This is a genomic window from Fodinibius roseus (assembly GCF_900129315.1).
Taxonomy (GTDB): domain Bacteria; phylum Bacteroidota; class Rhodothermia; order Balneolales; family Balneolaceae; genus Fodinibius; species Fodinibius roseus.
The window spans coordinates 1-14705 of record NZ_FQUS01000003.1 but is presented as its reverse complement, the minus strand read 5'-3'; the positions used below and the strand labels follow the sequence as shown (position 1 = coordinate 14705).

Sequence of the window (14705 nt, the reverse complement as noted above, 5' to 3'; positions counted from 1 at the left end):
TTCCACTCCCGACCGGCATGCCGTACATTTCAGATCTTCATGTTCACTCCTGTTACTCCCGGGCAACAAGTAAAGACCTAAACCTCGAATCGCTCTACCAGTGGGCCAAAATAAAAGGTATCAATGTGGTGGGGACGGGCGATTTTACGCATCCGGAATGGTTTGCCGAACTGAAGGAGAAGCTGCAACCCGACGGACACGGTTTCTTTATCCTGAAAGATCCGCCTGACGATGCGGGGATTCCCGGCGTCCGCACCAGGGATATCGATGTTCGATTTTGTCTGACCTCCGAAATCAGCTCCATTTATAAACACGGCGATCGGGTTCGAAAGAATCACAACCTTGTATACGCTCCCGACCTGGAGACAGTGGCGCGGATCAACCACAAGCTCTCATCCATAGGCAACCTGGAGGCCGACGGACGACCCATCCTCGGACTTCCCTCCCGCGACCTGCTGGAAGTTGTGCTTGATACCTCCGACCGGGCCCACCTGGTACCCGCCCATATCTGGACGCCCTGGTTCTCGACCCTGGGTTCCAAGGCCGGCTACGATAGCATAGACGCCTGCTTCCGGGATCTCACCGACCATCTTTTTGCCGTTGAAACGGGACTTTCTTCCGACCCGGCCATGAACTGGAAGCTCAGTGCCCTTGACCGCTTTACCCTCATCTCCAATTCCGACGCCCATTCCCCGTCCAAACTGGGACGAGAGGCCAACCTGCTCGATACCGAACGCAGCTATGACGCCATGTTCAGGGCTTTCAAAACAGGCGAGGGGTTTTTGGGTACCTACGAATTTTATCCCGAGGAGGGGAAATACCATCACGACGGACACCGGAAATGCGATATATCCATGCCACCCGGGGAAGCACGCAGGCATCATAACCGCTGTCCCCATTGCGGCAAACCCCTGACGGTCGGGGTCCTTCACCGCGTTGAGGCCCTGGCCGACCGAATGAAATCGGCCCAACCCGAAGGGGCGGCCGGTTACCGGTATATCATTCCGCTGCCGGAAGTACTGGGTGAAATAGCGGATGTAGGGGCGAACACCCAAACCGTACAAACAAAATACCGGCGCATTATTTCAACGTTCGGCAACGAGTTTTCACTGCTGCATGACGTGCCGATCGACGATATCCGGCAGCAGAGCGGACCGGTACTGGCGGAAGCCGTAAAGCGCATTCGACAGAATGAGGTACAACCCCGGGCCGGATACGATGGGGTCTATGGCGTCATCAGGGTGTTCGGGCCTGGAGAAATCGATCGTATACGGGGACAGCTGGGCTTTTTTACGGAGCGGAAACCGGCCAATCATTCGGCGAAAAAGGCCGCTGAACCGGACTTCCCCTGTCAGCAGCAAGACCGGGAGCCAAGCAGCGGCGCAACCGGCCTGAATGCCGGGCAGCAGTTAGTTGCGGAAGCCATCCGGGGGGCGGTATTAGTGAAAGCGGGTCCCGGTACCGGCAAGACCCATACCCTGATCGAGTGGCTGGCCCGACAAACAGAACGTAAAAAATTCGACGCTTCAGAAATCACCGCGGTAACCTTTACCAATAAAGCAGCGGATGAAATACGCCGGCGACTCCGGCATCGGGTGGGACCGGAAGCCGGCCGGGTATCCCTGGGCACTTTCCACGCCTTGTGCTGGCAGTGGCTTAGAGAAAAATTCGATCACCTGTCTACGGTCTATGATCCCTCAAACCGGAAAGTGATGCTTCAGATAATCTTCCCGGAATTAACCACGACGGACCGCAAGGCGCTCCACGAGCAAACAGGATCCTTTTTGGAGCTGGAAAACACGAGAGAATCGTCCTATAGCAGCCAAATCCGAATGTACCGCGAACATCTCTGGCAGCAGGGGGCCGTGGACATTTCTGACCTCATTCGACGTACCGTCGAAACGTTACGGGACGACAGCTGCTGGCTTTCCGGGCTTCGACGCCGCTGCAGGGTCATGGCCGTGGATGAGTTCCAGGATATTAATCCCCTGCAATATGAGCTGGTCAAGCTGTTGGGACGAGGCCAGAACCTGTTGGCTATCGGGGATGCCGACCAGGCCATCTACGGTTTCCGGGGAGCTGATGTTTCTCTTTTTTTTGATTTCACGGGCGATTTTAAGGCCAAAGAAGTTGTCCTCCGTCAAAATTACCGCTCAACCGACCGTATCCTCAAGGCAGCAACCTCCCTCATACGTAACAACAGGCAGCATCGGGAAACCGAACTCATAGCCCGTAGCAAATCCAAAACGCCCATTACCATTTTTGAAGCCAAAAACCCATTCCGGGAAGCCGACTATATCCTCGGCGAAATCAAACGGTATGTGGGCGGTGTTGAAAGCCTGACGACCGGCAGGCATACCGACAGTGCCCACAGCTACGGTTTTGGCGATATGGCCGTGTTATTTCGGACCAATGCTATTGGAGAAGCGCTTTTTAAAAAATTCCTGAAGGCCGGGATACCGGTTCATTTTGGGGACGGCACTGCTTTCTTAAGCGAACCCCCGTTTACGATCGTAGCGGATATGCTTCGGCTGGTACGACATCCGGAAGACCGGGTACTGCTCAGTGCCCTGCTGAAGGATGGTTATGGTTGGAGCTCCCCACAAGTCACCTCGCTGCTTCAGGCACTGAAAGAAAAGCACCGTACCCTGTTCGGCCAGAGTCAGCCCGTCTCTTCTCTGGGCCGGTCATTTCAGGAAGATCTGGCTGATTTGCGCAACGTCTACAGGACCGTATCGGAGCGTACGAAGTCACAGGAGATTGCGGAGGCTGCAACATACATTTGTGATCATTTTATCGATAATAATCAGCTGACAGAATCCCAGCAGTTGAAAAAAGAAGCACTATTGGAGCTTGCGGCGGAAGCAGAAGGACAGCTCGAATATTTCCTGGAACAGCTGCAGCTTAATCCCTATACCGACGCCGGACGCCTGAAGAAACAAGCCGTTCATCTTCTCACCTTTCATGCTGCCAAAGGATTGGAGTTCCCGGTCGTTTTTATTGCCGCCGCCGAAGATGGAATCACCCCCCTCATACGCAAGGATGCTGACACTGATATTGATGAAGAGCGTCGGCTTTTCTATGTAGCCATGACCCGGGCGAAAAAGAAACTCCAAGTAACCTGCTCAGGCGAACGCAGCTATTACGGAGAGCAACAGGTCATGAAGCCGTCCCGTTTTATCGGTGAAATACCGGGCAACATTAAGCACAAGCGAAAGGAAGGAATCTCATCGCCAGGCGAACCAAACAGATTGGAAAGTGATCAGCTTAACCTCTTTTAGCGGAAGAGAATCCGGGTTGTAAGGATGAAAAAACCCAAAAAAAGCACTCATATTAAAATACGGTAGGTAATCCAAAAAAAATATACTATACTTAGGTGTTCAAGGGCCCAATACTGCGTTAGCAGGCGGGTTTTGAACATTAAAGTAGCACAAGAAGTAAAATTTTTTGGAGAATTAACAATGGCAGAACGCGAAGTAGGTACGGTAAAGTGGTTCCATAACGGCAAAGGCTATGGATTCATTACTCGAGAAGAAGGCGAAGATATCTTCGTTCACTACAGTGAAATTGAGATGGAAGGCTATAAAAAATTAGAAGAAGGCCAGGAAGTCGAATTCACTGTTGCGGAAGGAGAAAAAGGTCTTCAGGCACAAGAGGTGATACCTGTTTGACAGGCAGGTTATAATTTATAATATAAAAGCACCATTCTATTAATGGTGCTTTTTTTATAAACGGATATTCGCTTTCCGGATTCCAGTTCCCGTTTACGCATCCGTCGGCTGTTCAGCCATTTTGGTTTTATAAGCCATCGCGTAAATTTTCATCTGCTTGACCATCGATGCCAAACCATTGGAGCGTGTCGGGGAAAGATGCTCCTGCATACCGATTTTTTTAATGAAGGTGGGATTCGTGGATATAATATCGCCGGGTGTCTGATGGGAATAAAAACGTACCATCAGCGCCACCAGTCCCTTGGTAATTGCTGCGTCGCTGTCAGCCTCAAAAATAACTTTCCCGTTCTCAAGCCGGGTGTGCAGCCATACCTGTGACTGGCAGCCTCTTACCAGGTTTTCATCCACTTTATGCTTTTCATCCAGCGGCTCGAGATCCCGGCCCTGCTTTATAATATGCTTATATCGCTCGGTCCAGTCACTGAGGGCATTAAACTCGTCTATGATTTGCTGCTGTATATCTTGGATATCGGCCATAATAGTTCGATAAAGAAACATTCCCTGTTGCAGTTGCAAGATACAAATAAATGGAGAGAATATAAGGGGCCGTCGATAACTTTTAACCCGGATTTCACGCTCCTGAATACCCGGGGAAGTTCATTTCATCACGCGGGTTATCTCAACGCTATCATCCCGGACCATTCGGGCAGCTGAAGGCGAGAGCCCTTTCATTTCGCATCATTGTTAACGTTCCTGCCAAAGGTGCGCTGGTGTTTCTGCAGGGTATCCATTACCTTTTTCTGAAATGAAATATTCTGAATCTCCGCCCGTATCACCTGTTGGTCCTTAAGGGTGAGCAGGCGCGATACTCCTTTCACCTGGATGGGAATACCGGATTTATGTTTAATAATGCCCTTAAATTCCTTCCCGTTTAAACGCGTGGCTTCCTCCGCCTCGTCAAAGCGTTCTTTCAGCGAATTTTTATATTTATTGGGAAATATCTCCCACACTTTATGTTTTTTGAGTTCCTCATTCTCATAGCCGGTCAGTGAGAGAAAGGCATTATTGGCAGAAATAATATTACCTTCCGCATCCACATCGATCATGGTGCAGTGGGTTTGCTCCCGGAGCTCATCAAACTCGATTTGTGTATCCACAAACTGCTTTTCGGCGTGTTTTCGCTTTGTAATATCATGCTGGTACGACACCCAGTGGGTCGGATTGCCCTGCTCGTCCGTCAGCGGGTGGATGTCCCACTGATTAATAAATTCGCTGCCGTCTTTGCGATAGTTGACCGTCTGACCAAAAAAACAACGTCCCTTCGTCAAGCGCTCTTTGAGTCGTTCCAACACCTCCCGATCGGTTTTCGGCCCCTGCAGGATTCGTGGCGTCTTGCCGATCACTTCTTCCTTTGCATAGCCTGTCATTGCACAAAACCCATCGTTGACATAGACGATCCGGGGACCCGGTTCCTCCAGGTTGAGCTCGGTGATCATAATGGACTCATACCCCTCACTGGTAGCTGATTCCAGAAGAGAAAGACGACGCTCCGCTTCTTCTTTTTCATCTGTTAAGGTCGTCACGATTTCTTTTAGATCCTGAAAGGATTGTTCGTCCTTACAAAAGTTCTTCAGCTTATTTATGTCGTCTGGTACCATGTGATAAGTATTATTTTAATTTAGAAAGGGTGCCCCGAATTTCTCACCGGGAACATTGATCGCGGGCATATCGAACCACAAAAAAGTGCGCTGCGATCCCCAGGCATGCATAACCAGTCAGTAATTATTTTGAAATTTACCATAGCACACAGCTTAATATAGCTGTTATTACAGGGTGCAACCTTAGGTTTTGCCTTAACGTAAGCAGAAAACAATAACGCAGTACTGTTAATAAGCTTGTGGCAGTTCCCACCTGCTATATGTAAAAAATACGGGTTAAGTGGCTACCTGTGGTTTGCTATGCAGTTGTACCATATCATTCACATGCAACACAAATATTAAAGCAAATCATTCCAAATGAATTGGTATTTTTTATCCGGAACCCCCTTTTTTCTCTCAAAAAGCACTACTGCAAGTATAAGCAGCCAAATATTATCCCCCTGAAGAACATCTGTCCGTAATACAATCGTGAGACTCACGGCTCACAGGAAGCATCTCATTTCCCGCTATTTCAACAGCAGTTTCGAAATGGTGTTGAGCTGCATATTGGAGGTCCCTTCGTATATTTTGCCTATTTTGGCATCCCGGTAATACTTTTCAACAGGATATTCCTTTACGTAGCCGTATCCCCCGAAGAGATCAACAGCAAGCGAACTCACATTTTCCGCCACCTCGGAAGCATGATATTTCGCCATCGCGGCTTCTTTTAAAAAACGCTCGCCATTCTCTTTGAGTCTTGCCGAGTTATAGACCAGCAGGCGGGCCGTCTCGATATCCGTTGCCATCCTGGCCAGCTGAAAACGAACACCCTGGAAATCGGAAATCTTTTTTTTGAACTGCTTACGCTCCTGGGTATATCCCAGCGCCGCATCCAGTGCTCCCTGTGCGATGCCCACCATCTGTGCCCCGATCCCAATCCGCCCCTCGTTCAGGGTTTCAATGGCCACTTTATAGCCGTTGCCGACGTCACCTAATATATTTTTCTTCGGCACATGGCAATTCTCAAGCAAAATTTCACACGTTGAGCTGGCGCGGATTCCCAGTTTATCTTCCTTTTTGGATACAGAAAATCCCTCAAATTCACGTTCAACAATAAACGCAGTGATTCCTTTATAGCCCGCATCGGGATTGGTGTTTGCAAAAACAAGGAAAATATCGGCCTCTTTGGCATTGGTAATCCACAATTTTGATCCGTTCAACACATACTCATCCCCCTCTTCCCTGGCGGTCGTCTTGAGAGCAAAGGCATCACTGCCCGAGTCCGCCTCCGACAGGCAGTAGGCTCCCACCTTGTCATTAGCCAGTTGAGGAAGATACCGCTCCTTTATATCGTCATTGGCCCAGTTCAGGAAAGCATTGTTAACAAGCGTGTTCTGCACATCCATAAACACACCTACGGATGCATCAACCCGGGAAATTTGCTCTATAGCGACGATGGACATAAAGAAGGTCCCACCCCCGCCGCGGTATTTTTCCGGAATTTCAATGCCCATAAGTCCCATATCAAAAAACTGCCGTACGAGCTCCGGATCCAATTCTGCGTCCTCATCCATCGCCCGTGTTTTGGGCCTTATCTGGCTTTCGGCAAAATCTTTCGCAGCATCCTGAAGCATCTTTTCATCTTCTGTAAGCTGAGTTAATGCGGGTGTCCTTTCCATGGCTTGTTTCATAAGACTTTTTCCTGATATTAAGACGATTCGGATGTTGGTAGATAAATATAGGCATTCCATTTTAAAAAGTTGGATTCTATTTCCTTCCGCCAGCCCGCTACTCTCAGCCGGGAATTTGTTTGCGGCAATGCTAAAATCACCAATGAGTGCCGGGGCATCCTGCTCCATTGAACAGACCTTTCAAATGAGAACATAGCACACAACAGGCGGCGCAGCATACAGACTTTTTTAACTCCACAACAGCCTTGGTCATGCACCAGTCAGACGGTATAAGCAACACGGGACAACGCTTTTCTCAATTCATTTCATTAGTAAAGTAACCATAAGCTCATTATTTTGAATACTTCTCAAAGCAAGCATAACGTTATGGCAAACGAATCAACAGACTATCCCGGCCTATTCGATGAGTTTCCCCCTGTGTCGACCCGGGAGTGGGAGGAAAAGATAAAAACGGATCTCAACGGAGCTGATTATCGCGAGAAGCTTCGCTGGCATACCGGTGAAGGTATTGATCCCCTGCCTTTTTACCGGCGAGAGGACCTGGAAAAACGGGATCAGCCGATCCCGATACCCAGTGGGGCCGGCCGGTGGGAGATACGCTCGTCGATAGCCGCAACCACGATCGAAAAAGCGAACAAGAGTATACGGAAAGCACTCCGGGGAGGATCCGAGGCCCTGTTCATCACCTCAAAACTGAGGTCCGCCCCCGGGGATGAACCGTTCTGCGGGTATGGGATACCCCTGCAAACAGCGTCCGATTTTATGCGGCTGTTTAATGAGGTCCCGCTGGACCGGACGCCCGTTCATTTTGATGCGGGCCTCCTCTCCCCGGCTTTTCTGGGCATGCTCAGGTTATGGCAGAAAAAATCCGATTTCGGGGCATCATCCCGGGACCTGCAGGGTTCCGTCTTATTCGACCTCTTTGCCGGGGGACTGCTGCGGGGCTCCCTTCCCTCCCGCCCGGAGCTCCGGGACCGGATTTTACCGCTGGCTTCCTTTACTCACGAGCATATGCCGGGCGTGCGTCCCCTGGCCATAGATACCCGAATCTATCACAACTGCGGGGCAACGATCATCCAGGAGCTCGGCTTTGCGGTGGGAGTGGCTGCTGAATACCTGGCCATACTCACCGACAACGGCTACTCTCCCGATGATATAGCCGGGATGCTGCACTTTAATGTTGCCACAGGATCCTCTTACTTTTTAGAAATAGCCAAAATCCGGGCCCTGCGATTGCTGTGGGGCAACCTGCTCAAGGCTTTTGAAGGCGACCCGGGGCAGTCTCCCGCCTACATCCATGCAGAAACGTCGCGCTGGAACAAGACGGTCTATGATCCCCATACCAACCTGCTGCGTACAACCACCGAGGGGATGTCCGCCGCCCTGGCCGGATGTGATGCCCTGACCATCCACCCCTTTGACGAACTCTTCCGGGAGCCAGGTCGGTTCTCCCGACGCATGGCCCGCAATGCGCAAATCATCATGCGTGAGGAAGCACACCTGGGAAAGGTCCGGGATCCCGCCGCCGGTTCCTATTATATTGAACAGCTGAGTCATACAATGGCCCGCAAGGCATGGCGGCTGTTCCAGGACATAGAACAACGGGGAGGCATGTACAACGCCATCGAAAGCGAATTTGTGCAGTCGTCAATCGCCTCATCGCGACAAGAAAAAGACCGGGCTGTTGCCCGCCGGAAACGGGTTTTTGTGGGGACCAACCAGTATCCCGACCCGGATGAGAAGCGGGGGGACGAACCGGGCCGATCAGCACAAACTTTTACGCTGGAACAATCCGATCGAAACTGGCCATCGGGACAATCCCCTTCCGTGGGCAACCTTGCTGCTTTTTTGGAGCGGGGAGCGACCCTGGGCGATGTCGCCTCGATGCTTCGTTCGGGTTCGGACAAAAAAGTTGCGTTATTGCACCCCTACCGCGGCGCCCGGGTGTTCGAAGAGCTGCGACTGGCGACGGAAAACCACCCCGCCACGCCCAAAGTACTCAACCTGCCGGTCGGAGATCCGAACATGCGCAAAGTGCGCTCGGCCTTCAGCAAGAACTTCTTCGGCTGCGCGGGGTACGATATTGACGATCCGATCGCTTTCGACACAATTTCAAAAGCGTCAGAAGCAGTTAACCGTGAACAACCGGACATCGCCGTTTTATGCAGCTCCGATAAAGAGTACAGGCAGCTGGTACCGGCCCTCTGTAAACAGCTTGGGGAAGCCGACCATCTCCCCCTGCTCGCCGTAGCCGGCTACCCGGAAGAAGATGTGGAAGCCTACCGGAAGGCGGGCGTGGATCTCTTCATCCATTCAGGGTGTAACGTGCTGGAAACGCTGAAAGAGGTCCAGCAAAAACTCGACATAATTAACAATGTGTAAATGAAAAATGAATTATAGATTGCCCATTTTTAATTTTTCATTTCGTAACTTTTCATTGACCTATGAGACCGGACTTTTCTGACATCAATTTTAGCCCAGTCTTTTCTCCTGATACTGATACCGGGGATAACGGAGAGACATGGGCGACCCCGGAACAGATCCCGGTAAAGGGCCGGTTCGATGCATCGGATATCGGTGAGCTGGAACATCTCGACTATGCGGCCGGTATCCCGCCTTTCCTTCGCGGTCCCTATGCAACGATGTATGCCGTTCGTCCCTGGACCATCCGTCAATACGCAGGCTTCTCGACCGCCGAGGAATCCAACGCTTTTTACCGGCGAAACCTGGCACAGGGACAAAAAGGCCTTTCCGTGGCCTTTGACCTGGCGACGCACCGCGGCTACGATTCCGATCATTCACGGGTAACGGGCGATGTGGGGAAAGCGGGCGTTGCAATCGATTCCCTACTTGACATGAAGGTATTGTTCGACCAGATCCCGCTGGATCAAATGTCGGTATCCATGACGATGAACGGGGCGGTCATTCCCATTATGGCCTTTTACATCGTTACGGCGGAAGAACAGGGCGTCGCCAGGGAACAGCTCAGCGGGACGATCCAAAACGATATTCTCAAAGAATTTATGGTGCGCAACACCTATATATATCCCCCCGGACCGTCCATGCGGATTATCGGGGATATTTTCGAGTACACCTCCGAGCATATGCCCAGATTTAACTCTATTTCGGTCTCGGGCTATCATATGCAGGAGGCGGGCGCCACCTGCGACCTGGAGCTGGCCTATACGCTGGCAGACGGACTCGAATACCTGCGCACGGGGCTGGAAGCGGGGCTGGATATTGATGAGTTTGCTCCCCGTATCTCATTCTTCTGGGCTATCGGGATGAACCACTTTATGGAGATCGCCAAAATGCGCGCCGGACGTATGCTGTGGGCCAAGCTGGTCAAACAGTTTGACCCGCAAGATCCCAAGTCGATGTCCCTGCGCACCCACTGCCAGACCTCCGGGTGGAGTCTTACCGAGCAGGACCCCTATAATAACGTGGCACGGACGACCATCGAAGCCATGGCCGCCGCGCTGGGACACACCCAATCGCTGCACACCAATGCGCTGGACGAGGCTATCGCGCTCCCCACGGATTTCACGGCCCGCATTGCGCGCAACACCCAGATTTATCTCCAGGAAGAAACGGGAATCACAAAGGCCGTCGACCCCTGGGCCGGCTCCTATTATGTGGAATACCTGACGGATCGTATTGCCCGACGCGCCTGGGAGCTCATCGAGGAAGTGGAGGAACTGGGAGGCATGGCCAAAGCGATTGAAACAGGTCTCCCAAAAATGCGCATTGAAGAAGCCTCCGCCAGGAAGCAGGCGCGTATTGACTCAGCCAAAGATACCATTGTGGGGGTAAACAAATATACCCTTGACAAAGAAGAACCGATTGATATTCTTGAGGTAGACAACGCGAAAGTCCGAACCACCCAGCTCAGACGCCTTGAACAATTGCGTGAGGAGCGCAATGAAGAGGAGGTGCAATCGGCATTGCGCCGCATCACAAACGTAGCGGAATCCGGTGACGGCAACCTGCTCGATGCGGCGGTAACGGCTGCCCGGAAGCGCGCGTCTCTGGGTGAAATTTCTGACGCGATGGAAAAAGTGTTCGGGCGTTATAAAGCAACTGTAAGATCAATATCCGGCGTGTACTCTTCAGAAATAGATGACGATAAAAATTTTAAAAAGGCACAGCAGCTGGCAGACCGGTTTGCCGAGCTGGAGGGACGGCGTCCCCGTATAATGATTGCCAAGATGGGCCAGGACGGCCACGACCGGGGGGCCAAGATCATCTCGACCAGCTTTGCGGATTTAGGCTTTGATGTGGATATCGGTCCGCTCTTTCAGACGCCGGAGGAGGCGGCACGTCAGGCGGTTGAAAATGACGTGCATATTCTGGGAGTATCCAGCCTGGCGGGGGGACACAAAACACTTGTGCCCCAGGTCATGGATGAACTTGAAAAACGGGGACGCAGCGACATCATGGTCATTGTAGGGGGCGTTATCCCCCAGCAGGATTATGAGTTTCTCTATGAGAAAGGCGTAGTCGGTATTTTCGGTCCCGGCACTGTCATTTCCAAAGCCGCCCGGCAGATTCTGGAAATTTTGATAGAAAGCGGGGGGAAGTAAGATTCTCCTTTTTTCAACCTGTTTCACCATGCTTCACAGGGAAAGCACAGAGCCCCTCCCGGCGCTCCCCTGTGTTTTCCGGTCCGTGCTATGCGATATAACTTTTAGGTATAACTTGAACAGACTTGTCCCGTGTCACAATCAGACCAACATAACGACTCTTCCTCCCCGGCCGGCGACGGTACGAACGGGAAGACCTCCATCAACCCGAACAGCCGAACACAATTTAACCGGAGAAAGGAACCGCTGTCCGCCAACGAGTACGTAAAAGGCATTCGAAACGGTAACAGAGCTATGCTAAGCCGAGCGATTACCCTCATTGAGAGCACGAAGCCCGGGCATCGTGCATTGGCACAGGATATTATCGGCCAATGCCTGCCCGACAGCGGGAACAGCATTCGTATCGGTATCACCGGCGTACCGGGCGTGGGTAAAAGCACTTTTATTGAAACCCTCGGCAATCGCATCATTAAGAAGGGACATCGACTGGCGGTGCTGGCCATAGACCCGAGCAGTACGCGCAGCAAAGGGAGTATCCTCGGTGACAAAACCCGTATGGAAACGCTGGCCAACAGCGACCGGGCCTATATCCGTCCCTCTCCCACCCGGGGATCGCTGGGCGGCGTCGCCCGCAAAACGCGCGAGACCATCTACCTTTGCGAGGCGGCCGGCTACAATACCATCTTTATTGAGACGGTCGGCGTAGGTCAGTCTGAAACGGCCGTCCATTCAATGGTGGACTTTTTCCTCCTGCTGATGCTGGCCGGAGCCGGTGATGAGCTACAGGGAATCAAGCGGGGTATCATGGAGATGGCCGATGCCATAGCAATTAACAAAATTGACGAGGCGGGGGGAAAAGCGGTGCGGCAAGCCGTGAGGGAATACAAAAATGCTCTTCACCTGTACCCGGAAGCGGCATCGGGCTGGAAACCGAACGTCGTAACCTGCTCGGCGCAAACCGGGGAAGGCATAGACGATATATGGAAGCTCATCCGGGAGTATATCAAACTGACCCGGGAGAACGGCTACTTTGAGATAAAGCGCAACCGGCAGGCCCGGCACTGGATGTACGATACGATAGAAACGCATCTCAACGAGCACTTTTTCCAGCATCCCGAAGTTAAGCAACGGCAACCGACTATTGAACAGAAAGTACTGGAAGGAAAGCTAAGCTCCTTTCGGGCTGCTCAACAGTTATTAGATGCCTATTTTAAATGACTATATATTCCAATGGCTGAACAAAACAGGAAAATAGCGCTGGTGCTCTCAGGCGGAGGTGCCAAGGGGGCGTTCCAAGTCGGAGTTCTTGATATTTTCTGCGAACGGGGGTATGAATTTGATGTGGTAAGCGGGGTAAGCGTGGGCGCATTGAACGGTGCAATGATAGCCACCCGCCAGTTTACGGAACTCCAAAAACTCTGGAGGACGATCAGAAAAGAAGATATCCTGCGCAGCCATTCGCTCGGAGAAGTTATCAAGCAGTTTGTGTTGTACAAAATAGGGATCGCAGATCCCCCGAGGGGACTCAATAACCTTACTCCCCTGAAACGACTGCTCTCCAACCACCTTTTCGGCAAGGAAGTTCGAATACCTTTTCATTTTGGCTTCGTGCCCCTTGAAAGCGGGCATTATGTAAACGCGACGATCCGGCGGGAGGGACACCGGATCGATGAAGATGATATCCTGCGTATTTTGGCTTCTTCTGCCATTCCGTTCCAGTTCGAGCCCGTGGATTTTTATGATCAGACGCTGGTAGACGGGGGAATCCGTCACATTTCCCCTATTGCCCAGGTATTGCCCTATAATCCCGATGAAATTGTCATTCTCCCCACGAAGCCTCTTGACGGCCGTCAGGAGGAAGCCGAAGTGAATGACATCCTGCAAATCGGCAAAAGGTCTATTGATGTGATGCTGGATGAGATTTTTATTGAAGACATCCAGCGTTTCGTGCAAATCAACCGCCTTGTCGGGCAGGCCAGCCGGCAGGGGGTCACCCTCAAAAAACCTGACAACACGCTCTATAGGCATATTAACGCCACGATTGTGGCTCCCACTCAAATCCTTGGCGATTCACTCGATTTTGGGGAAGGAGTATTACAAGACCGGTATGACAGGGGACAGCAGCGTGCGAGGGAGGTGTTAAAGCGCTCGGGTGCCAATAATGAAATAACATTTTAATTTATATTCAGCTCCGACTTGGCTGAAGAGAAGGCAACATTATCTTTATCTATATCCTGGTCGCCCAGAGCTTCCTGCATCTCACTCCTTAATTTCTGGATCGTCAATCCGCTGGTCAGCGACCCATTCTGTGCAATAGAAATACGCCCCGTCTCTTCCGATACCACCACTACGAATACATTATTAGTCTCGGTAATGCCCACGGCAGCACGGTGACGGGTACCAAACACCGATGATATATTTTGATTTTGCGATATGGGAAGATAACAGCTGGCGGCTACAATCCGGTTATTTCGAATCACGACGGCACCGTCGTGCAGGGGGGTCGACTTTTTAAAAATCGTCTGCAACAGTTCACTATTCACCCGGGCATCCAGTTTTATACCGACATCCACCAAATCCTGCAGCGAAGAGGAGCGGGCAAACACGATAAGGGCCCCGGTTTGGGAACGCGACATACTGCGTACCGCATCAATGACTTCGTCAATAACCGTATCGGGATTTGAGCGAACAAAAAAACGGTCGAGATTGGTATTCTGTCCCAACCGGTACAGAAGCTTTCGGATTTCGGGCTGAAAAATAATAAACACTGCCAGGACCCCGACATCCAGAATACCGCGCAGTATAAAATTAATGGTACTAAGCCCCAGTGCACTGACCGCCGCATTAATGATGATAATAAAAACGAGTCCCACCGCGGCCTGAATGGCAAAGGTCCCCCGTATCCACCGGTAAAGGTAGAATAATACCATGGTGATGATAAGGACTTCAATAAAATCCTTAAGTCCGAATTCTAAGAATCCAATGGGTATCAAGGAGGTACCTCGTTTAACTGAATATTCTTTTAATAAGGGTCTTATGAAGCATAGCATGTTATAAAAGTTTGTAACATATTGCTATGCAATGAATAACAAATATTATAAGCGTTCAAAAATTTCAGAGGCC

The 14705-nt window shown here is 51.2% G+C and carries 10 protein-coding genes; 6 read left to right on the top strand and 4 right to left on the bottom strand.

What is annotated here, in order from left to right; all coding sequences use genetic code 11:
- The first annotated feature begins 17 nt into the window (after positions 1-17).
- Together BUB16_RS03165 and BUB16_RS03160 are read left to right on the top strand one after the other, a co-directional pair.
- On the top strand, positions 18-3281 hold the full coding sequence (locus BUB16_RS03165; protein ID WP_073059901.1) for a UvrD-helicase domain-containing protein: 3264 nt from the start codon (positions 18-20) through the stop codon (positions 3279-3281).
- A gap of 180 nt (positions 3282-3461) precedes the next feature.
- On the top strand, positions 3462-3671 hold the full coding sequence (locus BUB16_RS03160) for a cold-shock protein (RefSeq protein ID WP_073059899.1): 210 nt from the start codon (positions 3462-3464) through the stop codon (positions 3669-3671).
- A 93-nt stretch (positions 3672-3764) separates the two neighbouring features.
- Here the strand turns inward: BUB16_RS03160 and BUB16_RS03155 are convergent, their stop codons facing one another.
- The 3 genes from BUB16_RS03155 to BUB16_RS03145 all read right to left on the bottom strand — a co-directional run bounded on the left by BUB16_RS03155 (position 3765) and on the right by BUB16_RS03145 (position 6999).
- Positions 3765-4208, bottom strand: coding sequence for a SufE family protein (locus tag BUB16_RS03155; RefSeq protein ID WP_073059389.1), 444 nt, complete (start codon positions 4206-4208; stop codon positions 3765-3767).
- Positions 4209-4399: 191 nt separating this feature from the next.
- Positions 4400-5329 (bottom strand): PAS domain-containing protein, encoded by a 930-nt coding sequence (locus tag BUB16_RS03150; RefSeq protein ID WP_073059388.1) that lies wholly within the window; start codon positions 5327-5329, stop codon positions 4400-4402.
- A gap of 506 nt (positions 5330-5835) precedes the next feature.
- Entirely contained in the window at positions 5836-6999 is a 1164-nt protein-coding gene (locus tag BUB16_RS03145; protein ID WP_073059897.1) for an acyl-CoA dehydrogenase, read from the bottom strand.
- Between the two features lie 366 nt (positions 7000-7365).
- Between BUB16_RS03145 and BUB16_RS03140 the strand changes: the two genes are divergently transcribed.
- The 4 genes from BUB16_RS03140 to BUB16_RS03125 all read left to right on the top strand — a co-directional run bounded on the left by BUB16_RS03140 (position 7366) and on the right by BUB16_RS03125 (position 13760).
- The gene (locus BUB16_RS03140; RefSeq protein ID WP_073059387.1) at positions 7366-9381 is read left to right on the top strand and encodes a methylmalonyl-CoA mutase family protein; all 2016 of its coding nucleotides are present in this window, start codon (positions 7366-7368) and stop codon (positions 9379-9381) included.
- A gap of 62 nt (positions 9382-9443) precedes the next feature.
- Complete coding sequence (gene scpA / locus BUB16_RS03135; RefSeq protein WP_084088000.1) at positions 9444-11582, top strand: methylmalonyl-CoA mutase; 2139 nt, start codon at positions 9444-9446, stop codon at positions 11580-11582.
- Positions 11583-11714: 132 nt separating this feature from the next.
- Positions 11715-12800 carry a methylmalonyl Co-A mutase-associated GTPase MeaB gene (gene meaB, locus BUB16_RS03130; RefSeq protein WP_073059386.1) on the top strand — a complete coding sequence of 362 codons (1086 nt, stop codon included), beginning with the start codon at positions 11715-11717 and terminating at the stop codon, positions 12798-12800.
- A 12-nt stretch (positions 12801-12812) separates the two neighbouring features.
- Positions 12813-13760 carry a patatin-like phospholipase family protein gene (locus BUB16_RS03125; protein WP_073059385.1) on the top strand — a complete coding sequence of 316 codons (948 nt, stop codon included), beginning with the start codon at positions 12813-12815 and terminating at the stop codon, positions 13758-13760.
- Here the strand turns inward: BUB16_RS03125 and cdaA are convergent.
- A complete protein-coding gene (gene cdaA / locus BUB16_RS03120) occupies positions 13757-14575 on the bottom strand; it encodes a diadenylate cyclase CdaA (RefSeq protein ID WP_073059384.1) in 819 nt (272 codons plus the stop codon). The two genes, BUB16_RS03125 and cdaA, sit on opposite strands and share 4 nt — an antisense overlap.
- Positions 14576-14705: the final 130 nt, after the last annotated feature.